At 46.4% G+C, this 24,841-nt stretch carries 23 protein-coding genes; 12 read left to right on the top strand and 11 right to left on the bottom strand.

Features of this window, described 5'->3' with window-relative positions:
- The first annotated feature begins 13 nt into the window (after positions 1-13).
- Complete coding sequence (locus K2Y22_11290; GenBank protein MBX9879031.1) at positions 14-796, top strand: TatD family hydrolase; 783 nt, start codon at positions 14-16, stop codon at positions 794-796.
- A 13-nt stretch (positions 797-809) separates the two neighbouring features.
- Positions 810-1,310, top strand: coding sequence for a GNAT family N-acetyltransferase (locus K2Y22_11285; GenBank protein ID MBX9879030.1), 501 nt, complete (start codon positions 810-812; stop codon positions 1,308-1,310).
- On the opposite strand, the gene dprA is transcribed toward K2Y22_11285, so the two are convergent.
- Positions 1,267-2,400 carry a DNA-processing protein DprA gene (gene dprA / locus K2Y22_11280; GenBank protein ID MBX9879029.1) on the bottom strand — a complete coding sequence of 378 codons (1,134 nt, stop codon included), beginning with the start codon at positions 2,398-2,400 and terminating at the stop codon, positions 1,267-1,269. The genes K2Y22_11285 and dprA overlap by 44 nt on opposite strands.
- Before the next feature lie 151 nt (positions 2,401-2,551).
- On the opposite strand from dprA, the gene K2Y22_11275 reads away from it, so the two are divergent.
- Positions 2,552-3,562, top strand: a complete 1,011-nt coding sequence (locus tag K2Y22_11275) for a tetratricopeptide repeat protein (GenBank protein MBX9879028.1) — start codon at positions 2,552-2,554, stop codon at positions 3,560-3,562.
- On the opposite strand, the gene mqnE is transcribed toward K2Y22_11275, so the two are convergent.
- The 3 genes from mqnE to K2Y22_11260 form a co-directional block, all read right to left on the bottom strand.
- The gene (gene mqnE / locus K2Y22_11270) at positions 3,559-4,740 is read right to left on the bottom strand and encodes an aminofutalosine synthase MqnE (protein MBX9879027.1); all 1,182 of its coding nucleotides are present in this window, start codon (positions 4,738-4,740) and stop codon (positions 3,559-3,561) included. The two genes, K2Y22_11275 and mqnE, sit on opposite strands and share 4 nt — an antisense overlap.
- Positions 4,741-4,842: 102 nt before the next feature.
- Complete coding sequence (locus K2Y22_11265; GenBank protein ID MBX9879026.1) at positions 4,843-6,033, bottom strand: DNA double-strand break repair nuclease NurA; 1,191 nt, start codon at positions 6,031-6,033, stop codon at positions 4,843-4,845.
- A gap of 23 nt (positions 6,034-6,056) precedes the next feature.
- Positions 6,057-7,235: a diguanylate cyclase gene (locus K2Y22_11260; GenBank protein ID MBX9879025.1), complete on the bottom strand. Its 1,179-nt coding sequence runs from the start codon at positions 7,233-7,235 to the stop codon at positions 6,057-6,059.
- 172 nt (positions 7,236-7,407) lie between these two features.
- Between K2Y22_11260 and K2Y22_11255 the strand changes: the two genes are divergently transcribed.
- Positions 7,408-7,854, top strand: a complete 447-nt coding sequence (locus K2Y22_11255; protein ID MBX9879024.1) for a helix-turn-helix domain-containing protein — start codon at positions 7,408-7,410, stop codon at positions 7,852-7,854.
- A 9-nt stretch (positions 7,855-7,863) separates the two neighbouring features.
- On the opposite strand, the gene K2Y22_11250 is transcribed toward K2Y22_11255, so the two are convergent.
- The gene (locus tag K2Y22_11250; protein ID MBX9879023.1) at positions 7,864-8,970 is read right to left on the bottom strand and encodes a hypothetical protein; all 1,107 of its coding nucleotides are present in this window, start codon (positions 8,968-8,970) and stop codon (positions 7,864-7,866) included.
- Positions 8,971-9,137: 167 nt separating this feature from the next.
- Between K2Y22_11250 and surE the strand changes: the two genes are divergently transcribed.
- Positions 9,138-9,965 carry a 5'/3'-nucleotidase SurE gene (surE, locus tag K2Y22_11245; GenBank protein MBX9879022.1) on the top strand — a complete coding sequence of 276 codons (828 nt, stop codon included), beginning with the start codon at positions 9,138-9,140 and terminating at the stop codon, positions 9,963-9,965.
- Positions 9,965-10,714, top strand: a complete 750-nt coding sequence (locus K2Y22_11240; GenBank protein MBX9879021.1) for a DUF4013 domain-containing protein — start codon at positions 9,965-9,967, stop codon at positions 10,712-10,714. Before surE ends, K2Y22_11240 begins: the two co-directional genes overlap by 1 nt.
- Here the strand turns inward: K2Y22_11240 and K2Y22_11235 are convergent.
- Positions 10,683-11,015, bottom strand: a complete 333-nt coding sequence (locus tag K2Y22_11235; protein ID MBX9879020.1) for a hypothetical protein — start codon at positions 11,013-11,015, stop codon at positions 10,683-10,685. The two genes, K2Y22_11240 and K2Y22_11235, sit on opposite strands and share 32 nt — an antisense overlap.
- Before the next feature lie 308 nt (positions 11,016-11,323).
- Between K2Y22_11235 and K2Y22_11230 the strand changes: the two genes are divergently transcribed.
- From K2Y22_11230 to nth, 4 genes are read left to right on the top strand one after another with little or no spacing between them, the layout of a single operon-like run.
- The gene (locus tag K2Y22_11230) at positions 11,324-12,730 is read left to right on the top strand and encodes a hemolysin family protein (GenBank protein ID MBX9879019.1); all 1,407 of its coding nucleotides are present in this window, start codon (positions 11,324-11,326) and stop codon (positions 12,728-12,730) included.
- Positions 12,727-13,584 carry a 16S rRNA (adenine(1518)-N(6)/adenine(1519)-N(6))-dimethyltransferase RsmA gene (gene rsmA, locus K2Y22_11225; protein MBX9879018.1) on the top strand — a complete coding sequence of 286 codons (858 nt, stop codon included), beginning with the start codon at positions 12,727-12,729 and terminating at the stop codon, positions 13,582-13,584. The genes K2Y22_11230 and rsmA overlap by 4 nt, the downstream gene beginning before the upstream one ends.
- Positions 13,585-13,595: 11 nt before the next feature.
- Positions 13,596-14,528, top strand: a complete 933-nt coding sequence (gene ispE / locus K2Y22_11220; protein MBX9879017.1) for a 4-(cytidine 5'-diphospho)-2-C-methyl-D-erythritol kinase — start codon at positions 13,596-13,598, stop codon at positions 14,526-14,528.
- Between the two features lie 7 nt (positions 14,529-14,535).
- Positions 14,536-15,210 carry an endonuclease III gene (nth, locus tag K2Y22_11215; GenBank protein ID MBX9879016.1) on the top strand — a complete coding sequence of 225 codons (675 nt, stop codon included), beginning with the start codon at positions 14,536-14,538 and terminating at the stop codon, positions 15,208-15,210.
- An 11-nt stretch (positions 15,211-15,221) separates the two neighbouring features.
- On the opposite strand, the gene nagZ is transcribed toward nth, so the two are convergent.
- The 3 genes from nagZ to metK form a co-directional block, all read right to left on the bottom strand.
- Positions 15,222-16,793, bottom strand: coding sequence for a beta-N-acetylhexosaminidase (gene nagZ / locus K2Y22_11210; protein MBX9879015.1), 1,572 nt, complete (start codon positions 16,791-16,793; stop codon positions 15,222-15,224).
- A gap of 2 nt (positions 16,794-16,795) precedes the next feature.
- Positions 16,796-17,758: an adenylate/guanylate cyclase domain-containing protein gene (locus tag K2Y22_11205; GenBank protein ID MBX9879014.1), complete on the bottom strand. Its 963-nt coding sequence runs from the start codon at positions 17,756-17,758 to the stop codon at positions 16,796-16,798.
- Between the two features lie 76 nt (positions 17,759-17,834).
- A complete protein-coding gene (gene metK, locus K2Y22_11200; protein ID MBX9879013.1) occupies positions 17,835-19,088 on the bottom strand; it encodes a methionine adenosyltransferase in 1,254 nt (417 codons plus the stop codon).
- 356 nt (positions 19,089-19,444) lie between these two features.
- Here metK and K2Y22_11195 point away from each other — a divergent pair, with 356 nt between their 5' ends.
- Both K2Y22_11195 and K2Y22_11190 read left to right on the top strand, forming a co-directional pair.
- Positions 19,445-21,247, top strand: coding sequence for a GAF domain-containing protein (locus K2Y22_11195; GenBank protein ID MBX9879012.1), 1,803 nt, complete (start codon positions 19,445-19,447; stop codon positions 21,245-21,247).
- 36 nt (positions 21,248-21,283) lie between these two features.
- Complete coding sequence (locus tag K2Y22_11190; GenBank protein ID MBX9879011.1) at positions 21,284-22,864, top strand: tetratricopeptide repeat protein; 1,581 nt, start codon at positions 21,284-21,286, stop codon at positions 22,862-22,864.
- On the opposite strand, the gene K2Y22_11185 is transcribed toward K2Y22_11190, so the two are convergent.
- Positions 22,861-23,325: a septal ring lytic transglycosylase RlpA family protein gene (locus K2Y22_11185; GenBank protein MBX9879010.1), complete on the bottom strand. Its 465-nt coding sequence runs from the start codon at positions 23,323-23,325 to the stop codon at positions 22,861-22,863. The genes K2Y22_11190 and K2Y22_11185 overlap by 4 nt on opposite strands.
- A 42-nt stretch (positions 23,326-23,367) precedes the next feature.
- Complete coding sequence (locus K2Y22_11180) at positions 23,368-24,732, bottom strand: nicotinate phosphoribosyltransferase (GenBank protein MBX9879009.1); 1,365 nt, start codon at positions 24,730-24,732, stop codon at positions 23,368-23,370.
- Positions 24,733-24,841 lie beyond the last annotated feature (109 nt).

Raw genomic sequence — 24,841 nt, 5'->3', positions numbered from 1 at the left:
TACAATAGTGCCCATGCCGAAGGGTCAAATTATCGACAGCCATGCCCATTTAACCTGGGACTCGTTTGCCGAGGACCAGCAAGAGGTCATCGCGCGTGCTTTTGCCGAAGGCGTCGTGCAAATTGTGCAGGCCGGTGTCGACCTGAAAACCATTCCCGAGATGGTTAAGCTGACTGAGAAGTACAAGGAAATTTTCATTGGTGTTGGGCTTCACCCACATGAGGCAAGCATCTGGAATGACGAGGCAGATAAAACAATCCGCGAAGCCGCCAAGCATAATCGCGTTGTAGGCATCGGTGAATGCGGCTTGGATTTCTACTACAACCACAGCGATAGAGAAGCCCAACTCGCTTGCTTCAAGGCGCAAATTGAAATCGCCCGCGATTTAAACAAGCCTCTAATTATTCATTCGCGCGAGGCGTTTGACGATACTTTCCAATTACTTGAAGAAGTTGGTCAAGGAAAAGTTCGCGGTGTTTTTCACTGTTTCACTGGTGGACCGGAAGTGTTGCCCCGTATTGAGGCGTTAGACTTTTACGTTTCATTTTCCGGCATTGTCACTTTTAGCAGCGCAAAAAATATTCAAGCAGCAGCTCTATTAGTCAAAGCTGATCGCATTCTTGTGGAAACAGATTGTCCATATTTAGCGCCGCAACCCATGCGAGGAAAACGCAATGAGCCTTCATATGTCTGGCATACGGCTGAAAAGCTTGCTCAGCTAAGAGGCGTATCGCTTGATGAAATAGCCTCGCAAACAGTAGAAAACGCTCGCCGACTTTTCAATCTGCCTTCTTAAATCGGAGACAACAATGACCGTTAATTGCCGCATGGCTACAGTAGCCGATGCTGAACTAATAAATACTTTTATAACTGAATTGGCTGAATACGAAAATGCTGCTCATCTGGTGACTTCAACACCGGAGATGGTGCGTGAGCAATTGCAGAAAGAAAATCCTCCTTTCGAATGTCTCATTGCCGAAGTTCAAGGCGAACCTGCCGGATTTGCTCTTTTCTTTCAGTCGTATTCAACTTGGGAAGGCAAAGCAGGACTTTATCTTGAAGATCTTTTTGTCAGACCCAGTGCGCGGAAGTTCGGAGTCGGACGAGCATTATTTGAACGCTTGAATGAAATTGCTAAAGAAAGAAACTACGCACGCATGGACTGGAAAGTCTTGAACTGGAACAAACTAGCAATTGATTTCTATGACCGACTAGGCGCAATCTCAATGGCTGATTGGATACCGTACCGACTGGATGTGCACGCGTCTACTGATGTTCCCGCGCATACCAATCGCCAGGTTGGCGGTTAACAACTCCAGCTAATTCAAGCATTGTCAGGCTGGCTGAAAGTTCGCCAGGGGCAATGCCTGTTCTTTCGCACAATACATCGAAGTGCATTGGCTCGTTGGAAAGCAATTCGTAGATGTCCTTTTCCCTTCCGAAAAGTTCGACTACTTGCACCTTGTCGCTTAATTTTGGTGTTGATACCCAATTGAGTTCTTTCAAGACATCTTCGTAGCTGACTGTAAGTTTAGCCATGTTTTTGGAAATGAGATTATTGGCGCCGACGGACGCTGGACTGTCAATGCGACCGGGGAATGCAAATACATCGCGACTTTGTTCAAATGCCATGCGTGCGGTGATTAGCGCACCGGATTTTTCACCGGCTTCTATAACGACAACTGCCTGACTTAGTCCGCTAATAATTCTATTGCGGGCAGGGAATCTCCACGATTCCGGTTTGACGCCAGGGAAGTATTCAGATACCACTGCTCCGTGTTGTCCAGAGATAAGCATTTCGTAGAGTGGCTTATTTGATGACGGGTAGCATTGGTCAACGCCGGACGCTACAACCGCCACGGTTTGTCCGCCGGCGTCAATTGTTGCTCTGTGCACGTAAGAATCAATACCAATAGCCATGCCGCTTACGATAAGTACTCCGTTGGAAGCAAGCCCTGCCGCCACCTCTTTGGCGATTCGTGAACCGTAGGAGGTCGGGCGTCTGGTGCCGACAACGCCAATGGCGTGATCAAAAGAGTCCGCGGGCAATTTGCCTTTGACATAGAGGACACAAGGTGGATCATGAATCTGTTTTAGTCGATAGGGATAGTCCGGGTGGCAGAGAGGATAAGCCTCAATTCCTTGATCTCGTACTTCTTTCAAAAGCTTTTCCGGGTCAATGGCGTCACGCTTTGCCAGGAATTTGTCGATCATGTCCGGGGTGAAAAGCGAGAGGCTTTCCAGAACCTTTCGTGTGCCTTCCCAGACTGGAATTAAGCTGTTGAGCTTCTCGTAGAGCGCGGCAATGCGCCGCGTGCCGATGCCGGCCCCTGACAGGTAGCTGAATGCCAGCCAGCAGGATAATTCTTCGTCGCTTAGTTGGTCCAGGGTATTTTCCATAGTCGGCACCCATTAACAGCGGATTCCAGTATAAGCTCATGACTTTTTGCTTTTACGTAGTTTCCCCAATTACAGATTAATTGGAAGTCTTTACCATTAATTTCGCCTGGAAATGGCTCGACTGACTGAGAACTCAAGGGCTAACGGATCTATGAAATTGGCGAAACTTGCAAAATTAACCAGTCTAATATTTGCTCTCATCATGGCACTTCCTGCCTTCGCCGGAGATGAAGCGACCTTATCCGAGCTGGAAAATCGCTTTTTCCTGCATGATTTTGTCGGTCAGGACACAAACACTAGGCTCGCCCGATTGGAAAAAAATGTCTTCGGTGAAAGTCTGCAAGGGACGACCGAAGAACGTCTAAACCGTTTGACCAAAGACTTGCCTTCCTCCCAAGCAATTTCTTCCGCACAACCGTCTGAACCGGTTACGGATAACACTACGCAAGTCAATGATGTAGATTGCGCCATTCAACGTGCACAAGTTGCAATTAAAGCAGCCGATGAAGAGCAGACAACAAAACTTTTGACCGAAGCAGTAAAACTATTTCGCGGTGGCAAGCTGGTTGAATCTCGCGATCTATTTGAGCAAGTAATTCAGCTTGATCCAAATAACGTTGATGCGAATTTCAGTCTCGGTATCATTGATGAAGGCTCGGGCAATTTAGCCGAAGCACTTTCCAGCTACCGCAAAGCATTAGCCTCTAAACCGGAAAAAGTGGAATATCGTAATGCTGTAGCGGCGCTTCAAGAGAAGATGAAAAAGTACGCGGGACTTGATTCTCGCAGTGTGCAAGTCCGCTCAATATCCAGTGCGGCAATGCGCGCTTACATGAAAGGCGACTATGAAGTAGCATTGAATTTGTATCTTGCTCTTGATGAAAAGTCACCCAATCAGGCAATTTGCAAAAGCAATCTGGCGACTGTATACATTGCACTGAATCAACCGGATAAAGCAGTCGACTATTACAAACAGGCAATGAAGCTCAATCCATACGATGAAAGATTCAAGCAAGGACTTGCTCATGCGGAAAATCTCGCTCAAAAACCACAGAATAACGTAACAGCAAGTCTGGAAGACAAGCTTGATAAATTTGAAGCGCCCCAAGGTGACAGTTCTTTTCAGAACTTAGGTCTGCGTGGCGGACAAGCTATTCGCTAATGCGCAAGCTCTAGAGTCTTCAATGGCTCAGGCATGCCTGCTTCAAGTACAGGCTCACAAACTCTGACAATGTTATAGACCGTATCGCGCTCAACTGGAATGTAACCGGCTGAGGCAATTTGATATTCCAATGACTCTTTGGCTAACTGCAGAGGAGTCTTTGTACCTGCAGCGTGAGTAATCTTCTCTTCGAGAATTGTGCCGTCCATATCGTCTGCGCCGAAGGAGAAGGCAACTTGTGCAAGATTTTCGCCAAGTTGAATCCAGTAAGCTTTGATGTGATCAAAGTTGTCGAGCAAGATGCGTGAAATTGCTACGTCTTTCAAAATGTCATAGCCGGTTGGTTCGGTTACTTCATCGGCAATATTGGTGCCTTCGTAGTAGCACTTCAATGGAATGAAGCACATAAAGCCGCCGGTTTTGTCTTGTTGCTCGCGCAATAACAAAATATGGTCAACCTTGTTTTCGATAGATTCACCAATGCCTGTGAGCATGGTTGCGTTGCTCTTCAAGCCGAGCTTGTGAGCGGCTCCGTGTATGTAGAGATAGCGATCGGCTGGAGTCTTTTTGACAGCCATTCTTTCACGCACGGCTTCATCAAATATTTCAGCGCCACCGCCTGGCATAGATTGCAGTCCGGCTTTGATCAAGCGCTCAAGAGTTTCTTCAACGCTGATGCCTTCCAGATTTGCCAGGTAATCTATTTCAACGGCAGTCATTGCCTTGATGTGAATATGCGGAAAGTTTTTGCGCAAGGCAGACATCACTTCTTCGTAGTAGTTGATGTCGCAAGCTGGATTCAAACCACCGACCATGTGAATTTCGCGAATACCTAATGCGGCGCCTTTGCCTGCTTCTTCCAAAACTTTGTCTACAGTCCATGTGTAAGCGCGCTTTTGATCTTCTGGATTAGCATAACTGCAAAAACGGCAAGTCTCCATGCAATAATTCGTTGGATTTAAGTGCATGTTGTGAATGTAGTAAACATACTTTTCTTTGCCGGGTCCTGCTTTGCGCATGCGAGCAAATTCAGCGATGGCACCAATGGTGACAAGATCATCTGATTGGTACATGCGAATAGCTTCATCACGACTTATGCGCTCGCCTTTCACTACTTTGTTGGCGATATCGCTCAACGGGTTGGCTGCATTCAAAGCTTGATCAAGTGCTGTAGACACGCTGGACTCCTCATTACGCAGGACTAAGAATCAGGGCGCCTGAGCGCCGACTACAGATCGTAACATGTCATCCTTAATATTACGGACCGGCTGATGTCAAGATTAAACGACTCCGCGCCGTTTTCTATTCTCTTTCGGGCTCGTGGAGACCCTTTTCAGTCCAAGAGATATCAACTGCCTGGCAAGCAGGTCAAAAAATTTCAATCTGTCCGCCCCTCTTATGACAGCCAAGTGATGAGCCTCAGATAAGGAAACAGGATAACCCTGCCCTTTTTCTACCTGGGCGGCAATTGCTGAAAACATCAACTCAAAGAGGTCTTTGCGCTCAAAAACCCAGCGAGGAAATTCCAGCCGCGCAACTTCGTATCCGGTGTGTAAATAAGAAAGGCAAATTTGTGTTTGCGGCGGCATTATTTTTGATACCACTGCGCCCGAAGCAAATGTTGCTGTTCGTTTGTGTCTTTCCAGTTCGCCCGAGAGTAGTTGCCTATCGGATAATGGCCAAATTGTTGAACAGGGAAAATTTTCTTCGTTTAAATGACCGCAATTCTTTCGACAATCGGATTTTTCATATGGGCACTGCCAGATGCGCAAGCAGTTAACAATGTCTGAGCTGCGACTGTGACTTATATAACCAACGACAGGTATCTCTTCTTTTTGAAATTCATTAAGAGTGCCAATGAATCTTTGGAAGAATTCTTGTTGATAGGACTCAGGCATTTTGTCCACCGACCATGGCAATAGTGAGCCGTCCATGAAAGCTATTACCGGCAAGTCTCTGGATTTTGCCTCGATTGCTCTTTCTAGGAGTGTTTTAAGTTCCAGCAAATTACGTTCTAGTGAAACGTAAAGTTCATCTATGTGAATTCGCCTTTTGTTGACCAATGGGTATAAGTCATCCGGTTTATGGAAAAGATGCGGCTGACTTTCCAAAACTGCGGGTTTCTCGACGCCGTAGCTAATTACAGTAATTCCGACATTGAGAAGATAACAACTCAAGACTTCATGGTGGCTAGGCATAATTTGCGAGCCGTCGACAGCAACCACTGTTAACGGCTTAGTGTTTTTCTCAACGCGATAATCGTGACCAAAAACTTCCAAAGGCGTTGCTGCCGGCCAATAAACAAGGGCTGCATTACTTTCAATGCGATTGGCAAATTGCACTGCTGCTTCTTTTGCCGATTCGTATACTTGCGTTGCATTGACCAAAATGTCTTCATTAGGCAATTTGTCCAGAAGAGACTCTTTGCCTATCTGTTGAATTTGCGACATAAGCTTGCGGAAGTCGAGCATTGTTGGTTGGCACTCTCGCATGTCTAAGCATATGGTTTCAATGCCTGACGCACTTTGTAAGCAGTGTTCAATTCTTTTGAGAGAGGATCTTTCAGCTGTTGCAGAAGATTTGCAATTTTTGAATCTCTGTCGTTTGAAATACTGAGCATGAGCTGACCCAAACTAACAATTACTGCTTGATAATTCACATCAGTGTTACTGCTATTTTGTTCCCCGTGTTTCAGGCAGGCAAACAAATAATTTGCTTCGAAGTTGGACAAAATGAGTTGGCAGTTGTCTCCAATAAGCAAATTTTCCTCGCTGAATAATGGCGGAACGACAGGCGGCACAAGGGATTGCAGATAGATGATTAAATTGAGTAACTGGTGGCACCAATCTAGAATTATGCTTTCGCTGATGGTGGCCTTTTGTATATACGTTTTGAGTGAAGGGTAAGACAAAAGCGGTTTTGCTACCCAAAGACTTTCATTGTTTTCGAATTGAAAATCTCTTACCGCATTAATTGAAGGATGATCCAGTTCTTCCAAGACACGCAAGCGTTTGGTTATTGTGTCCATGCCGTTGTGCGCAAAAGAGAATTTTTCCAAGACTATTTTTTTATTCGCCCAACTATCGCATGCGCTGTGATTTGTCTTAGTAACTTCATGACCTTGGATGTTCATCGCTTGTGTTTCAATGCCGGCTATTTCCTTATATCGGCGGCGCCAAATTTCAAAAGTAGCCGAATCTGTGGATGGTAATTCCGATTGTTTTTGAGACTGCAAGAGCTCGATAGTGCCTCTCTCATCAAGGCAACAACCAATTGCATTCAATAAAGATTCAATATTTGCGCCAAGGTCTTTTGAATGAGCCACGCGAAAGGTAGTGCTGGCTTTGAGTGGCTTCTGGTGATAGTGGCTTTTGGCTCCGGCTAAGGTGACTGCTAGGCGGTCTAGAGTGTTTTGCGCCGCTTCTTTATCCGTGTCGGGCAATACAAGGATAAAAATGCCGGAATCGAGACGGCAAAGCCGGTCCTTTTCGCGCTGGCTGCGCAGGCAAATATCCTCTACAAGCCGCAATAGCTGGTCTGCTGCTTGTTCGCTTGCTTGAAAAACCTGCTCGTATTCAAGGACTTTTAGACCAGCCAGGCAAAAGTCCCGCCCATCGCGAATCTCGCGCTGGCAGTACTTGAGAAGGAGATGTTTAAAAGACTCTCGGGACATAAGCATGGTTTCCCGGCGCTGGCGGCTTGCCCGCGGCAGGAGACTTGATTTTTCATTTGCCCGTCTATTTAACATATTTGTAAGTCTGAGCCATTGCTTGCAACTTCTAGCTCTTTTATTGGTATTTTAGTAGGTCTTCAAACATAAAAACTTCAAATACAAAAGTAGAAACGTGAAACAAAGCCGCCCCCTGCCTGCAAAGATGATTTTGGCGCCGACCCTTGCCCAAAGAGTCGGACAACTTCGGGACTTTCGCAATATGACCGTTCGCGATCTGGGCAAATTGTCACGCCTTGGTCAGTTGAGAATTGAAGAGATTGAAGCAGGTATGGAGTCTTGGTTGTCTTCTACGGACAGACAATTGTTGGCCAAAGCACTTTCTGTTGAGCCACGATTACTTTTAGAAGTGGAAGCTAGACCCAACCTGGACGAATCCGAGGCTCAGAGGCTTGAGCGCGAGTCTTTGGGCGAAGCTATTCTTGAGGGCGCACGTGATATTGAGTGTCCTGATTGTGGCGGCACGCTTAAGTGCAGCATTCAGGAAGGGTATGATATTGAAGGCAAGCCGATAGCCTTTGCCAAGGCATTTTGTATTAGTTGCCCGTTTGTATTGAAGTAGTCAGAACTATTACGCAGTCGCTTTGCGTTTTTGGAAGCTCTGGTGAATGGTGCTTTCCAGACGTTCTCTTAGGCGATTGAGACGCTGCGCTAATTCTAGTCTACGCTTTTGCAGGCTCAAGACTTGTTTGCGTCTGTGATCTTCCAGCGCGTTATCGAAAAGTTCTTCAAGAGCCAATTCTTCTGATTCAGTCCACCAGAGATCTTCAATGACGCTTCCGATCAAATCATGTTCGGCATCATCAAGGACTTGTGTGAAGATGCGATACTCGTGACTCCAGAGATACTCAATTGTTTCTCTTACTTCTTTGCGCAAGTTTTGTGCTGCAGACGAAATAATGCTTGCCGACAATTCTTGATCAAGTGGACCAGTACGTTCCGTCAAACAATGAATAGACTTTTGCAATAAATAGCGTTGGAAAGTAACTTGAGTATAGAGAAAGTCAGGAATGTAACTGACCAAAGCCATGTGCACGATTTCATTGTCATCAGGCAAACCATTCCTGTGAGTCTTTTCTTTGCCTGCTGCTCGCTGAGAGAGTTTTCTTAGTGAATCTGAAGCTTGTAAGTTGTGCGAAATGACATCCGTCAGCCCGTCTATGAGTGTAGTGCGCAGAAGTGGTGCTGTGTCGCTGGCAAATACTTCATGCGCCATTAGGCTCATTACTTGTCTGCGAAGGAAAGTAATATTGGCACCTAGCTCTTCAAGAATCTTCATGGCGCTGGCTTGTTTAGATTCGGTAATTGCCAAAAGTATATGCTCTGGATTTACTGATGATTGACCGAAGTAGCGGCTTTGATCGCGTGCGCCATGCAGCACTTCTGCAGCGGCTTCGGAAAATCCGATGCTGCCTTCGGTGTAGGAAGCCGACGAGCGCTGAGGAAAGACGGAAACGACTTCTGCGCCGCGCTTAACTGTGAGTTTAGCTGCTTCCCTGCCTATGCTGTCATAGGTTACGTTTACCGAATTGAGCGCCTGGCAGGCGATCTCCGCGCCGGCATTGGTCAATGCCATGAGCAAATGAGTAGTGTTTACGTACCCTGCCTTATGTCTTTGGCTCTCCACTTTGGCATCTTCGATAATCGCTAAAGCTTCCGGTCCAAATCTTTCAAACATGTTCTAGCCCCAATTCTCAATGAAATTAAGATCATCTGCCCGGCAGGCAGGTCTTGCTCCTCAAGGCATACTACTGGTTTTACAACCTAAGAGCAAGCCCGGCTCGGTTTCAGGTGGGTTTCCAGGGCAAGAGTTATACTCTTATAGCAAGCTTATCGGGATACCTAATGCGCATTCTAATTTCAAACGACGACGGAATCTTCTCTAACGGAATCCAAACCCTTACGCAACGGTTGTCCCAAGAGCCTGAATACCAGGTCTATGTGGTCGCGCCCGATAGAGAACGCAGCGCAACCGGCCACGCACTTACCTTGCATGATCCTTTAAGAGTGGAAGAAGTCACCTTGCCGGGCAATGCCAAAGGTGCCTGGTCGACGACAGGTACTCCATCCGATTGCGTTAAATTTGGAATTAGCGCCCTGCTGCCGGAAATACCGAATTTGATTGTCTCGGGAATTAATCACGGACCCAATCTCGCCAATGAAATCCTTTACTCTGGTACCGTTTCAGCAGCCATGGAAGGTGCTTTTCTGCAAATACCAAGCATTGCTGTCAGCCTGGCTGGTTATGGGTACAAAGATTTTTCCGTGGCAGCAGAATTTGTTGCCAGACTTTTGAAGGTTTTGCCTTCCGTGAAATTACCGGGGAAGACACTTTTGAATGTGAATGTTCCTGCCCTGCCGGCAAGCGAAATAAAAGGCGTAGCAATTACCGAACTGGGTGTCAGACTCTACAACGATCACTTCGACAAGCGCATGGATCCGCGCGGTAGAGTTTATTACTGGTTGTCCGGACATGCCGTAGAAGAATCCAAAGAAGAAGGCACGGATACTTGGGCAATTTTGAATCAAATGATCTCAATTACTCCAATTGCTTTCAATATGACCAATAGAGAAACAATGAAGACTATGACTGATTCTCAGTCTTTGTTTGGTTTGCTGAAAGATTTTGCCCATTCGATGAATGAGCCGCAAAGCTTGAAAGAGAGATCTTAATGATGAGCGCAGACAGCGCCCGGCAAAATCAACTTGACGCTCAATTAGCCTTAGATGGTGTCTTTCGTGATCCGGAATGGATGTTCAAAACAGGCATGGGTGGTATGCTCAGCGCTGCTGTATTGGTATTAGGGGCTGCGTCTTTAATGACTTTGCCGGTGTCACTGGCATTGAGTGCCTTAATTACCGGCTATGTGTTGCGTGTTGCGCGTGTGCGTGCCGCTGACACAAATGCAAAATTGCCCGACTGGAATGACTGGATGGATTTGTTGATGTCCGGTCTTAGTTGGATGGCCGTGCAGTTTGTTTTCACGGTGGCTATTCCTATAAGTGCACTTGGTCTTTTGTCTATCGGCACAATGTCAGGCTTCATGGATTTTGCTTCTCCATATTTCTTGCCGTTTGCAGTCTTTGCCATTATCGATATTGTTGTGCTGACTATGTTAGCCAACATGACACTATCGTATTTGCTGGTTAACTTCGCTGTTGAAGAAAATATGTCAGCCGGTTGGCAGGTTATGAGAGTCTACATGCAGATAGCAAAGGCGCCCAAGATATTTGTTACAGCCTGGTTATTAGGATTGGGCATTCAGGTCGTGATGACAGTTATTCCAATAGTTACTGTTGTCGGTCTTTTCTTTTTGCCGACAACGCTATTTGTCGGACAAGTAATCAACGCTACACTACTTGCTCAAGCCTGGGCTTCTGTAAAGCCACCTATTGCGGCAACCAATTCTGCAGCGGACTAATTAAAGGTATTTTCGGAAACGAGACGGACAGCTCCCACTTGTCGGTTAATTGCTTAACTAGTTCTAAGCAATTGTCAAGCTGTTCGACTTCATTAGGTGCAAAATGTCTCAGATTATCGAGTGCCAAATCCTTGATGTAATACAAGCGGATGATAAGCCTTTGCGAGGTGTCCAGATTATCTGACAGCTTCGGGACATTAAGATTCTCGGAACTGCTTGCTTCGGCAAAAACCGGCGCGGACAGAGCCATTGCAGCTAAAACGAGTAAATTGATGGCAAAAATGCGCATTTGCTTGTTCACAAGAGCGGTTTGACGGGCAAATTATGGCATGAAGGGACGGTTTGCCGGCTATAGATAGGGATAATATCTTGATAACCTCGAAAATGCCTATGATAGGATATGTGTTGGAGGTTTCTGGCAGACGTGCCAGGAAATCTTAAGCAGCAAAACAGATGGAAGAATCTCGAAGTAGTATTGCCAGTTCTGATGAACCTCCCCAGTTGTGTACCACTGGGGATCTTTTAGTTTTGCAATTTTTGTTCAAGGGGGTCAGTTGCGCTAGTGCGTAACTGAGTTTTTTTATTTTACAGATTCTGCTCATCCTATTTTTGATCCTTGTTAATGCCTTCTTCGTGGCGGCAGAAATGGGCCTTGCCCGTGTGCGCCGCAGTCGCATAGACCAATTGGTTGAAGAAGGAAATAAAACTGCCGGCATGGTGCAGCAAGCCTTAAACGATCCCGATAGATTCATTGCCGCCTGCCAACTTGGTATCACTTTGTCGACACTGGCCCTTGGTGCTGTCGGCGAAGAAGCTTTTGCCAGCGATTTAGCTGATGCCGTAATAGGTGCCGGCACAGCTGCAGGATTTGCACCTCATATTATTGCCGCAGCCAAAGTTGCTTGTTATGTTGCAGCCTTTTCCATAACTGCTTTTGTACAAACGGTATTTGGTGAACTGATTCCAAAAACCTGGACATTCCAACGTCCCGAGCAAGTAATTATGCCGCTTATCTGGCCTATGGAAGGCTGGTGCTGGCTTGCTACGCCATTCATTATTATATTGAACGGCTTTACTGAGTTCGTACTGCGCTTGTTAAATGTTGAAGACGCTCCTCGCAGGCATTTTGCTCACTCGGAAGAAGAGTTGAAAATGCTTGTGTCAGCCAGCCACGAAGAAGGTGTACTGGAAGAAGAAGAGCAAGAAATGCTGCATAGCGTTTTTGATTTTTCCGACACGGAAGCTTCAGAAGTTATGACGCCGAGAACCGACATGATTTGCATGCAGGCTGATGAAACGATTCGCACCTTCTGCGACCTGGCATTGAAGCATGGTCTTTCACGTTTGCCTGTCTATGAAGAAGACATAGACAAAATATTCGGAACCGTGCACATTCGTGATGCGCTAAGAGCTTTTGTTGAGCGCAAAGAAAATGCCAAAGTGCGCGAGTTAGCCCGCAAAATTCTTATCATTCCGGAAAACAAAAACGTCAATGACCTTTTGTCGGAGTTTCGTTCAAGCAAAACACACATGGCTATTGTTGTTGATGAATACGGCGCCACGCGTGGGCTGGTGACGATAGAAGACCTCTTGGAAGAGCTTGTCGGCGATATTGCCGATGAACACGAGATTGTCGAAGAATACGTTCAAGTAGATAAGGATGGTTCGTATCTGCTTGATGCCAAAGTTTCCCTTGATGAAGTGAAGGATAAGCTAGGCTTTGAGATTACCGATGAACAGTTCAATACCATAGGCGGTCATGTCTTTGGTCTATTGGGTCGTGAGCCGAAGCCGGGCGACGAAGTCGGCACTGAAGAATTTACACTCAGGGTCGAGGAAGCCGACCGTCACCGAATCATCAAAGTACGTTTGATAAAGACGCCATTTGTTTGTGCCGTGCCTGAATCACATGAGGCAGCTGAGGCTTCGCAAGATACGGATGGAAAAGCAGCTGACGGCTCTAAGCCTGCATCCGGCAATGGCAAGAAGTCTAAGTCGGTTGAGGCGACCAAGTGACATTGCCCTCACAACAGCAGCTAATTGAACTGGCAAGAAGCTTTCACACCAAGAAACATCTTGGTCAGCATTTTTTGGTTGATACCGAAGCCTTGTCGGACATTGTTGAGGCAGCTCAACTGGAGCCTGGCGAAAGGGTTTTGGAAATAGGTCCGGGAGCAGGCTTTCTCACACGTTTTCTTATCGAAAGCGGTGCCAATATTGTCGCCGTTGAATTAGATAGAGAAGCTGTTCAGTCTCTGGATAAACTCAATGCCGGCAATCTAGAAGTGGTGCACGGCGATTTCTTGCGTTATGACATTAACTCTGCCTTGACTGATGGACAAAAGCTGACTGTTGTAGGCAATGTGCCTTACCAGATTACGGCTCCAATAATCGCGCATTTATTTGGTGAGATTGGTGAACCTTCAGCCTGGCTTAAGCGCATTAAGTCAGTCGTGCTTACTGTGCAACTGGAAGTTGCCGAAAGATTTACAGCAACCCCTGGCGGCAAGGATTACAGCCAGGTGACACTGCTTGTTAATTACTTCGCAAATGCTAAGTTAATTCGCAAAGTGCCCAAAGAGTCTTTTTATCCTGTTCCCAATGTCAATTCAGCCGTTGTTCGATTTGATCTATTAGAAAAACCGGCAATTGAATGTACAAACAACAAGCTTTTGCGTCAGGTCATAAAGGCAGGTTTTAGTCAGCGCCGCAAGATGTTGAAAAACACATTGTCTTTCCTCAATCTGCCTCAAGACAAATTAGACGATGTTTTTAGGAAGCTTTCTTTCGACCCGCAAGTAAGAGCCGAAAGGTTGTCCTTGAAGCAATTTGCTTTGTTGGCGGATGCTTTAAACGACGTTAGACAGTGAGAGAAGCAGCGATGACGCGGCAATTGGCAGTGAAGACTCAGGCGAAGGTGAATTTGACCTTTGATATTGTCAGCCTTCTGCCGGATGGTTATCACGAAGTTGCCACCTTGATGCAAGCAATTGATCTTGGCGATAACCTGACCTTTGCGTTCACGCGCGGTGCCTTTAATGTCGACATCATGCTGAGGGAAGGGCAAGACAAAAAGCAGTTTCCTCTGGATGATTCCAATTTGATCTATAAGGCAGCTTACGCGTTTTTCAAGAAATGCCCGCAATTAGAACCACTTTCAATAAGAGTAGACGTAGAGAAAAACATTCCTATAGCGGCAGGACTTGCCGGTGGCAGCAGCAACGCAGCCGCTACGCTTATGGCATTGAACGAATTTTACGGTCAACCTCTTGCCGGCGAAGAATTGCAAGATCTGGCGCGGACACTTGGTGCGGATGTTCCCTTTTGTGTCGCAGGCGGCATAGCTGTGGGATTGGGGCGTGGTGATCTTTTGAAGTCTGTTGAATCAAGTATGCCGCTCAACTTTTGTTTGGTCAAACCAAAAAACATTGCGCTTTCTACTCCATGGGTCTACAAGCAATACGATATCTATCTTGCCGAAAAGAGTGGCGGCATTCGTCGACCGAATCTGGAAAATGCCGTAGGGGCAATTTCGTTTGGTGAACTTGAGAGTGCTATCGAGGCGTTCGGCAATGTCTTTGAACCTGTTGTCTATGCCCATTATCCTGAGTTGGCTGAATTGAAGCAGATGCTTCAATCTTACGGTTGTCCTTATGTGCAACTGACAGGCAGTGGTCCGACCATTTTTGCTCTAACCAGCGATTTGGAAATGGCGCATTTTGTTCGCAGCAAGCTAAAAGCCCGATCTGAGGCGGACAAATTAGATATTTTGTTAGCCAGCTCGGTAAAAAATGGTCTTAAGGTTTTGGGGTAATTGACTCATGCCGACTAAACCTAAAGCGACCACAACTGCGTTTAAATTTAAAAAGGTAAGCAAGGATACCGCGCAAGAAATTATGGATCTATTGTGCAAGAGATATCCGGATGCTGATTGCGAGCTCATCTTCAAGAATGATTTCGAACTGCTGATAGCTGTTATTCTTTCTGCGCAGTGTACTGATGTAACCGTAAACAAAGTCACGCCTAAATTATTCAAGCGTTTCCCGACACCCAAGGCTCTGGCGGAAGCCAACCTGGAAGAAGTAAAGCAACTTATTCGCCCGACCGGGTTTTTCAACGCCAAGGCACGTAATATACAAGCTTGTGCAGAAGGACTGATTCAAAAGTTTGGCGGTAAAGTGCCTAAAACAGTTGAAGAGCTGACCACATTAGCAGGAGCAGGGCGTAAAACGGCCAATGTTGTATTGGGTGTAGCACATGATATTCCTGGTTGGTCAGTTGATACACATGTGCAAAGACTGTCTAAGCGACTGGGTTTTAGTAGGCAAGAAGATCCTCTGAAAATCGAGAAGGATTTGCAAAAGCTGTTTCCCGGACAAGACTGGTCAAAACTATCGATAACTCTCATCTGGCATGGAAGACGCACCTGTTACGCGCGAAAACCGGACTGTCCGAATTGTCCTGTCAATCACTTGTGTCCATCAAGTCTGATTTGACTACTAATCAATTACTTGATTGAAGCGGTGCTTAGTGCCACAGGTGATTGTCCCGTTGGTTTTCTCTTGAGACAGAGGATGCTTGCTAATGCTTCCATGGCTAAATCGCTTGGATCAAATGTAGCTAGGTAATTTTCCCAGTTGGGTAAATGGTTGGCATCAAATGGTGCATCCGTTGCCACAGCTAATGTGTTTTTGCATTCTGATTTCAGCATATTGCCGAGCAATACCTGTTCTTGATAGATAGCTGTTCGGAAGGTCAGGTAGATGCAGTTGTGGCCTTTTACTTCAGTTTGGATTGACTGACACTCTTCCAGAGTTGGGTTTAAGCTGTAGCGTATTTGACGAATGTTAAGTCCGGAGCGATTTACAAAGCTTGCCAGATCAAGAGGATATCGCGGGTGATCGGGGCTTACGACTATCCAGTTTTCGGAATTCAAATCCGGCAAGGTTCCACGTAATTGAGTTATCGCAGATATGGATGCTTCAAATGCAATTTTGCGATTCTTTGTGAGTGAGCTTTCGATCTTAGTAATTGCATCATGACGTTTGCCTGCGCGAATACTGAAATAACGTTCTTTGGACAATGGCAACAAAGCACGCTCCAGGCGCGTAAGTGATTGCTCCAATCTTTCTTCTGTGAGCCGGCCTGATTCGACGGCGTTAATTATGGCTTGATGAACGGACATGATTTCTGCTGCGGTGCCGCATGTGAGTATTACGTCGGCGCCGGCTTCAAGAGCCATAACCGCAGCTTCGCCGAGTCCCCATTTGTTGGTTATTGCCTTCATCAGAAGATCATCGGTAATTACAAGACGATCAAATTTCAGGTTTTCCCGTAAAAGCTTGGTGGTTATATTCAAAGACAAACTAGCCGGTAAGGGATTTTCATCAATGCTGCTGAACCATACGTGCGATGTAAGCATTGCCGGCAGCCGAGAAATATTTTCTTTGAATGGTTGAAGTTCGGTTTCCGTCAGTTCCGCAAGACTTTTATCATTTACGGCCAATGCAAGATGGGTATCATCGGTTGTACCGCCATGTCCTGGAAAATGTTTTCCTACTGCAAGCATTGCCTGACTTTTCAAAGTCTCAATTACTTCTTTGCCTAGTGACTGTGCCGTGCGGATGTTGTTGCTGAAAGCGCGCGTTGAAACAATCGGATTCTTTTCATTGATAGTGATGTCTAGAACAGGTGCCAATAGACAGTTGAAGCCCAGGAGCTTTAATTCCTGAGCATTAATAGCGGTAATGTCTCGAACTGTGTTCACGTTTTGACAAGCAGCTAAAGCCATTGCTGAAGGCAGGGGAGTAATTACCTGGTCAAAGCGTTGGACGGCTCCGCCTTCTTGATCGACAGTAATGAAAGGTACAGCTTCGGTTCCGGAAGCGTAAGCTTCCACAATGTCGAAAACCAAATCAGACAATTGAGACAAATTATCCGCATTGTCCTTGAAGAACGTAACACCGCCCATGGTGCCATCTTGAAGCAGGCGACGTGACTCATCGTCAAGTATTTTACCGGGGACTTTGCCAACGATGAGACGACCTGCTGCTTGTTTAAGCCTTTCGCTCGCCGCCACTTTTATCGATTCCTCAAATAGTCGACCAGTCTGAAAACTGTGACCGGTTGCTGTCTACCCTTGATGTTGAATTGTCCAAGACTCTCATAGCTGAAGGAATCTTTGGAAAGATCGTAGGCGTGACTTTCCACAACTACGTCTCCGGCATTGTCCTCGCCGATAAGTTTTTCTAGGTGAAATGCCAAATTCGCCGTGTCACCTAACACCGCCTGATTTGATTCATCGTATAAAAGCGTGCCTGATGCAACAGGTCCAGAAGCAATCGCCATATCTAACTGTAGAGGGAAATCCGGGAAGGGCCAGTAATTACGATCGCGAGCAATAGTCTTAATTACAGAGCGTAACTGCAAGGCACTCTGGCAAGCTTTGAGTGCATGTTCGTTGGGTGCAGATGGATCTGCATGCCAGTAAGCCATGATTGCATCGCCGGCAATTTTGTCCAACTGACCTTGGTTGGTGCGAATTTCTTCTCTTAGATATTGAAAGACTTGCTGCACTGCCTGCATGACAATTCCCGGATCTTGAGCATAAGCTTCCATCAACCCGGTAAAGCCTTTTAAGTCAGCTACGAGAATGGTGGCATTGACCACATCTATGCGTAAGCGGGTGGTTTCCATGTCTGCATCAAGACCGGTGCCGCCGCCTTCCTGTGTTAGTTCGACTAATAAATTGAATGGACCGATGGTTAAGCGATCGCCGTTGCGTAAAATGTACTCGCGTCCAGGTATGAGCCATTCGCTGTTTAGCTGTGTACCATTCGTTGAGCCGGTGTCGCGAATGATAAGCCCATACGGCATGTGGGTGATTTCAGCGTGCTGGGCCGAAACCTCGGCAGATGGCAAGACCAGCTTGCCTTCGCCGGCAACAGGAGATTTGCGGCCAATCCTAAAAGAACTGCCTTTTTCCAGTCTAACTGAATAGCTATCAGGGGCGCCCGGATTAACCGTCAGTGAGCCAATAGTCATGGAGTCATGCTTTCCGTAGTCTTAAGTCCACTGAAAGTATTATATCGGCAATTAATGACTTAGGCGCGAATTTATCTTAGGCCCGAACAGCTTGCTTAAGAGCCTGCTTGAGGTCGTTAACACGGTCCAGTTTTTCCCATGGCAGATCTAAATCTGTGCGGCCGAAATGTCCGTAGGCGGCAACATTGCGGTAAAACCGTCCGTTGTTTTTCTTAGGCAAATTGGTTAAGTCAAAATTCTTGATGATTGCTGCCGGTCTCAAGTCAAAATTGGCTTTGACAATCTCACCGATTTCATCGTCGTTGATTTTGCCGGTGCCGAAGGTTGTGACATGGATTGATACAGGATGAGCTACACCGATTGCATAGGCAATTTGCACTTCGCAACGTTCGGCCAGTTCTGCGCCGACAATATTTTTTGCGATGTGACGTGCCGCATATGCTGCACTGCGATCTACTTTAGTTGGATCCTTGCCAGAAAACGCGCCGCCGCCATGTCTTGAATAACCGCCGTACGTATCGACAATTATTTTGCGTCCGGTTAAACCGGAATCGCCTTGCGGTCCGCCAACTACAAATCGACCCGATGGGTTGATGAAGTAGCGTGTGGAATCATTTGGTTTAATCGGCATGTCCTGGAAGACAGGCATGATTACATAAGCTTTCAAATCAGACTCAATGCGCTTTTGCAATTTGACGTTATCGGTGATGCCGTCAATTGTCGGATCGTGTTGAGTAGAGACAACGATAGTGTCGATTCTGACAGGCTTATCGCCTTCATATTCAATTGTCACTTGTGTCTTACCGTCAGGACGCAAGTATTTGAGAATGCCTTCTTTGCGTACTTCAGCCAATCGGCGCGCAATGCGGTGCGCAATTGAGATAGGCATCGGCATAAGTTCAGGAGTCTCGTTGCAAGCAAAACCAAACATCATGCCCTGGTCGCCGGCGCCTGTCGAGCTGGAAGCGTCGGCACTGCCCTGTCTTTCTTCCAGAGAATCAGTTACACCGCCGGCAATATCGGTCGATTGTTCATCCAATGCTACAAGAACCGAGCAGCTGTGAGCGTCAAAGCCGCCCGAGCGTTCACCTTCGTAGCCTATATCGGCAATTACTTTTCTGGCAATTTTGGAAACGTCGACAAAGGTCTTCGTTGTGATTTCACCGGTTATCAACGCAAGTCCTGTTGTTACTGAACATTCGCAAGCAACACGTGCTGTGGGATCCTGGGTGAGGATGGCATCAAGCACCGCGTCTGAAATTTGATCGCAAATTTTGTCGGGGTGTCCTTCAGTAACTGACTCGGATGTAAAAAGGTAACGGTGAGACAAGTGCATTTCTCCTTGTTAGCGGTCACTTTTTGGCTTCGCCAGCCGAATTTGACCAGTGACTAATCTGGCTTGAATTTCTAAGCGTCAATGCATGAAAACGCTGAAACAAGCTCAACTTCCAGCTTATGCTATCACCTTTTCAACCCGCTCCGCCAATTTAAGTACTATCCAGGAACTCTAAATTGAGCCAGTATTATCTTGTCAGTTTGAAAACTCGGCTAGTCAAGATCACACTTTTGAGGCTAGGCTAGAGTGCTATGTGAGAGTATACTAAACTACAGGGTTGGTAAGGGCTTCGTCGAATTAGCACGACAATTAGCGAAATCCTTTGAACATCAATTTCGATTGGGGCGGACATGATGTTTGCAGGTTCAGGGCAGGATGATTGGCAAGGTAGCCAGCGTCATTTGCGGGTTCAGTACGCTATTGTCAGCGTTCTGGCCAATAGTGTTGATTTGGAAGAAGCAATTAGGCAGGTCCTCAAGATCATCTGCCAACATATGGGTTTGGATGTCGGACTCATATGGCACCTGGACAAGCAGGAAGACATGCTTGTTTGCTTGAATGTCTGGAAGGAAGATTCCTTCGAAATTAAGGACTTTGTCGAAGCCTGCCGCAAGTTGCTTTATGCAAAAGGACAGGGGATGCCGGGCAAGGTTTGGCAGGATAAGTCTCACGTTTGGAGTGACGACGTCACCCAGGACAGCGGCTTTTTGCGCATGCACTCAGCAGAAGCGTATGGACTGCATGCCGCATTTGGATTCCCAATTATTTTGGCTAATGAAGTTGTCGGTGTGATTGAGTTTTTTAGCCGTGACCAGAAGCAGTTGGACAATAATTTGTTGGACTTGTTGCAGGCGACAAGCGTGCAGCTTGGACAATTCATTGAACGAGTACTGGCTCAAAGAGACTTGAAATCAGCCCAAGTAACCCTTGCGGACAACCTCCACCTTCAGGTTTCTGTTGCCCAACTGGGTCGCATCGCCCTAGACGGAGCCGATCTGAACAAGGTATTCATGCAAGCGGCTCATCAGGTGGTTTCACTTTTAGGCGTTGACTATTGCACTATTATGCAATTATTGCCGATGGGCAGATCACTTGTGGTCAAAGCTTCTGTCGGTTTTCCCGGAGACTTAGTTGGACAGGCGGCAGTTAGTGCCGGAAAGGAGTCCTTAGCCGGCTACACGCTTATTGTTGATGAATGCGTGTTGGTCGAAGATCTAGCACACGAAGATCGCTTCAAGACTTCTTTCATGCGTGAGCACGGTGCCACCAGTGCTATGAGTGTTGTAGTCAAAGGGCATGACAGTCCATACGGCGTCATTGCCGTTTACTCCAAAGCAAAGAGACTTTTCAACGACAATGAGATAACCTTTTTAAGAGCCGTAGCCAACGTCTTGGGCAGTTCCATAGCCCGTAAAAGAGTTGAAGAAACAGAGCAGCGAACTTTGCTTTTGGAACAGCGTGAAGATTTTACCGCAACGCTTACTCACGATCTAAAAGGACCTCTTTTAGGCGTAAATCGCATCGTTGAACTTATTGCTGACGGCAAGTTGGGCGATGTGAACGATCAGCAAAGAAGTCTTCTCTTGCAGATAGTGACTACCAACAAACGCTGTCTTCAATTGATCCAGGACATGCTTGATGTTTTCCGTTATGAAAAAGACATTCATTCACTGGCTTTAGTTGAAACTGATATGCGTGAAATTATCAAAACTTCCGTCACCGATCTTTCACCTTTGGCACTCAACCGTGGCATTGATATAAGAGTGGATATGTCCAGTGATTTTCGTATGGCTGAAGTGGATCAAACATCTATTCGGCGCGTTTTGCAAAACTTGCTCGATAATGCAATTAAATTCAGCGATTCGGGTAAGGAAGTTACAGTCAAAGCCTGGAGTACCGGCGACAAGATACATATCGCTGTAAAGGACAGTGGTCCGGGTATTTCGCAAGAAGATTCCGGTAAATTGTTCGAGCGCTGTTTTCAGGGCGCAGCCGGCAAGGAAGCAAATCGCGGCATGGGCTTAGGTCTGTATTTGTGTAAGCAAATTGTTGATGCCCACAAGGGGCAAATCAAGTGTGACAGCAAGGAGAATGCCGGCAGTACATTTACTGTCAGTTTGCCTGCATGCCCCTTAATAGAATCCACAATTTAACACCCCATATTCTTTCCGCTCGCTAGAATAAGGGTAATGAAATCGATTGCTACACTCGCTATTTCGTCTTTGCTGGCGCTTTCCTTTGGGCTCGGTTCGGTCGGGCTGTGCGATGAGAATAGCTGGGATTCGCACATGGATGCCGGTCAGAATTTTTACAGCAAGAGAAAGTTTGCCGATGCAATTAGAGAGTATACTTCCGCCGTTAAGGATGCCGAAGAGTTCCCTGAGGATGACCCGCGCTTAGGGACAACACTTAATAATCTAGCCCTCGCTTATGACTCAAGCCAGCAATATGATTTGGCGGAAGCTACTTACAAACGGGCTCTTGCTGTTAAGGAAAAAATCGCAGGTGCTGATAATCAAACTTTAGTGCCCACTCTAAATAATATGGGTCAGCATTACTTGCTGCGCAAAAAGTACTCATTATCGGAAGAAGCTTATAAACGAGTTTTGAAAATTGTTGAGTCTACAAAGGGCCCCGATGATCCCGAAGTCGCCAAAGCCTTAAATAACTTGGCAATTCTATATAACAAGGAAGGTAAGCGAAAAGAAGCTGAAGACGCTTTGCAAAGAGCGCTGGCAACTGTTGAAAAAAATTATGGCGAGGACAATGCCAATGTCATTGTCTGTCTGAACAATTTAGCTGTTCTTTATCGAGAAGAAAATAGACTTAACGATGCCGAACAACTTTATGCCAGAGCCTTAACGATTTCACAAAAGGTGCATGGTGCCGATAGTCTGGACACTGCCACTGCGTACAACAATCTTGGCCTTGTCTATAGCCGCAAGGAAGACTATGAAAAGGCATTGAAACATTTTCAACAGGGTCTGGACATAGTGCAAAAGACCAAAGGTGCTGAAAGCAAGGAAGCTGCTACCTGCTTAAGCAATTTGTCCATGCTCAACCGTTTGCAGGGAAATTACCCGGAGGCGGAAGCTACTTATAAGCAAGTGCTTGCCATTCGTGAAAAGACTCTTGGTGACGGTAGTCTGGAAGTTGCCGACACATTGGAAGATATGGGTAATCTTTATTGCGAAGAAGAAAAATTTGAATTGGCTGAACCTGTATACAAACGATCGCTGGATATAAGACAAGCCAATCTTGGTGATGCCAATCCAATTGTGGCAGACGCCATGCACAACCTGGGCGAAGTCTATCGCGTAGAAGGCAAGCTTCTCGATGCTGAAGACTTGAGCAAGAAAGTGGTGGCCATTTATGAAAATGCGTATGGTCCCGACCACCCGGATGTGGCAAATAGCGTCAATGATCTAGCGCTTCTTTATAGAGAACAAGGCAAAGACAGCGACGCTGAAAAGTCATTTCAACGTGTTGTTGACATAAGACAAAAAACAAGCGGCATAAGCGAAGGTGACATTGCCACTAGCCTGAATAATTTGGCAAGACTTTACCGGCAAGAAGGCAAATATGCCGAAGCAGAGCCCTTGTATAAACAGTCATTGGCGATGCGTGAAAAGGCTTTTGGACCCGATAGCCCTGTCGTGGCTGCCAGCTTGCGCAATTATGCAGTGCTTCTGATGCTTATGCATCGTACGCAAGAAGCAGAAGAGATGAATAAACGCGCCGAGGCGATAGAGGCAAAAATTAGCGATTAGTCGTCCAAGACAAGACAGTCAATGTAAGCAACGCCGCGACTAAATGTGCCCAGTCTTTTAGCGGCCCCTTTTGCTAAATCCATCACTCTTGTGCGTACGTATGGACCGCGGTCATTTATAGTCACTATGACAGTATTGCCGGTTCGTGGATCTTCAACCAGAACGCGCGTAGAAAAGGGCAACTTTAGATGTGCCGCAGTGCATTTATTCATGTCAAAAATTTGTCCGGAAGCCGTTTTTTTGCCGTGAAATCCAGGGCCGTACCAGGAAGCGTTGCCGCTGAAGGATTTAGGTGATGAAGTATTTGTAGAGGTTGATTTATCGGCAATTAATAGCCAGGTTTGCAGATTGCTCGAATTGGCACGACAAGATGGAGCAACGATTGTCATCAAAAGAAGCACGGCACCAAATGTGGTACCAGAAAAATCTAACCAGTGCTTGTTGTTGGTTGACGTCTTCATAAGAGTATATTTTACCCTTGTGCGACGCCTTTGTGCCCGAGATTAAATTGCCTCAAGAACCTGGTTTTGCAAGTTATTCAAGTGTGGGCTCAGTTCAACCGAATATTTAGGATAGTCTGCGCCGGTTTTGAAAAACTCGGAGCCCAACTCCTGGCGGCTTTTGGCGCAATACTGGCGAATCTCATCAAGACTGGGCAATTTTTGACAAAGCTCTCCATCGGAAATAATTTGTTGCAGAAGTTTGCGCGACTCGGGGACGTCCTCATCATCTAGGCTAATAATGTCGCCTGAAAATCTGCCGGATGCATCGAGTTTTCGGTGGACTTGCTTGGCACCGCCAATTGTTCTTTTGCCGGAGCTTTTTTTAGCTACAGGATGCCACCTGCCATTTTTGTCTGTTACGGAAACCAATTTGTAGACGATGTTTAACGATGGCGAGTCTTTAGAGACCATGAGCTCAGTGCCCACCGCATAAAAATCAAAGGCCGCTTTTCTCTTTTCCAGATCAGCGATAAGGACTTCATTGAGATCGCCGGAGGCGTGAATTTTCGTTGTTGCCTGACCTGCCTCATCGAGAATTTGGCGGACATTTATGCTTGATTGATAAAGATCGCCTGAGTCAATGCGTACTCCTGAGAGTTTTTCACCCGTGCGGCAAGCCAATACGGCACCGTTTTCCGTGTTGTAGGTATCAATGAGTAAAGTAGCTTGCGGGTAAAGTTTGCGAAACTCATGCAATGCTTCTTCTTCGTTTTGGCCGGCCATTACCCACGCGTGAGCCATCGTGCCGACTACGGGCAGATTGAGCAATTTTGCCGCCAAAACATTCGACGTGCCGGCAAACCCGGCAATGTAAGCTGCACGGCAGGCGTAAATTGCTGCTTGCGGGCCGTGTGCTCGTCTTAGACCAAATTCGAAGACAGGTTTGCCGTTTGCCGCTTCAATAATCTTTGCCGCCTTCGAGGCAATTAGCGTTTGAGCGTTGATTACGGAGAGAAGATAAGACTCAACAAGCTGCGCTTCCATAATTGAACCTGTTACTCGCACGATTGGTTCATCAGGAAAAATTGGTGTACCTTCAGGCACTGCAAACACATCGCCTCGGAAGGCAAAATTTCTCAGGTAATCGAAGAACTTCTCATCGGTATTTGCCAGAGCCGGTTGTTTTTTGAGAAAGGCAATGTCCTCTTTGGTAAACCTAAAATTAGTCAAATAGTGAATCGCCTGTTCAATTCCGGCAACAATTAGACAGCCCCTATTTGCCGGAAGTCTGCGGGCAAATAATTCGAACGTTGCTCGACGGCCTGGTTGTAAAGCCCAATATCCAGCCATCATAGTTATCTGATAAAGATCGGTGGCGATTGAAAGATGCTCGTTGTCAATAAACAGAGAGGGAGCGCTTGCCATGTTTAATCCTATACTTGGTCTTCATTTACCTTAAAATCAGGAACTTTCGCCTGGGCTGGGAGTCAAAGCAAGTGCGGGGTTTGTGGTTGGTTTGCTTTGGTTTCAATGC

Source organism: Candidatus Obscuribacterales bacterium, assembly GCA_019744775.1.
In the GTDB taxonomy this organism is placed as follows: Bacteria; Cyanobacteriota; Vampirovibrionia; order Obscuribacterales; family Obscuribacteraceae; genus SBAT01.
The sequence above is the reverse complement of the archived record's forward strand: the minus strand, read 5'-3'. Positions and strand labels throughout refer to the sequence as shown.

Excerpts from the sequence above, each read along its gene's own strand:
- dprA (MBX9879029.1), bottom strand. The coding sequence starts at position 2,400 with ATGGAAAATACCCTGGACCAACTAAGCGACGAAGAATTATCCTGCTGG.
- ispE (MBX9879017.1), top strand. The coding sequence starts at position 13,596 with ATGACGCGGCAATTGGCAGTGAAGACTCAGGCGAAGGTGAATTTGACC.
- K2Y22_11190 (MBX9879011.1), top strand. The coding sequence starts at position 21,284 with ATGAAATCGATTGCTACACTCGCTATTTCGTCTTTGCTGGCGCTTTCC.
- K2Y22_11285 (MBX9879030.1), top strand. The coding sequence starts at position 810 with ATGACCGTTAATTGCCGCATGGCTACAGTAGCCGATGCTGAACTAATA.
- K2Y22_11275 (MBX9879028.1), top strand. The coding sequence starts at position 2,552 with ATGAAATTGGCGAAACTTGCAAAATTAACCAGTCTAATATTTGCTCTC.
- K2Y22_11290 (MBX9879031.1), top strand. The coding sequence starts at position 14 with ATGCCGAAGGGTCAAATTATCGACAGCCATGCCCATTTAACCTGGGAC.
- K2Y22_11195 (MBX9879012.1), top strand. The coding sequence starts at position 19,445 with ATGATGTTTGCAGGTTCAGGGCAGGATGATTGGCAAGGTAGCCAGCGT.
- K2Y22_11240 (MBX9879021.1), top strand. The coding sequence starts at position 9,965 with ATGATGAGCGCAGACAGCGCCCGGCAAAATCAACTTGACGCTCAATTA.
- K2Y22_11265 (MBX9879026.1), bottom strand. The coding sequence starts at position 6,033 with ATGCTCGACTTCCGCAAGCTTATGTCGCAAATTCAACAGATAGGCAAA.
- surE (MBX9879022.1), top strand. The coding sequence starts at position 9,138 with ATGCGCATTCTAATTTCAAACGACGACGGAATCTTCTCTAACGGAATC.
- K2Y22_11205 (MBX9879014.1), bottom strand. The coding sequence starts at position 17,758 with ATGACTATTGGCTCACTGACGGTTAATCCGGGCGCCCCTGATAGCTAT.
- nth (MBX9879016.1), top strand. The coding sequence starts at position 14,536 with ATGCCGACTAAACCTAAAGCGACCACAACTGCGTTTAAATTTAAAAAG.
- K2Y22_11250 (MBX9879023.1), bottom strand. The coding sequence starts at position 8,970 with ATGTTTGAAAGATTTGGACCGGAAGCTTTAGCGATTATCGAAGATGCC.
- K2Y22_11180 (MBX9879009.1), bottom strand. The coding sequence starts at position 24,732 with ATGGCAAGCGCTCCCTCTCTGTTTATTGACAACGAGCATCTTTCAATC.
- K2Y22_11185 (MBX9879010.1), bottom strand. The coding sequence starts at position 23,325 with ATGAAGACGTCAACCAACAACAAGCACTGGTTAGATTTTTCTGGTACC.
- K2Y22_11260 (MBX9879025.1), bottom strand. The coding sequence starts at position 7,235 with ATGTCCCGAGAGTCTTTTAAACATCTCCTTCTCAAGTACTGCCAGCGC.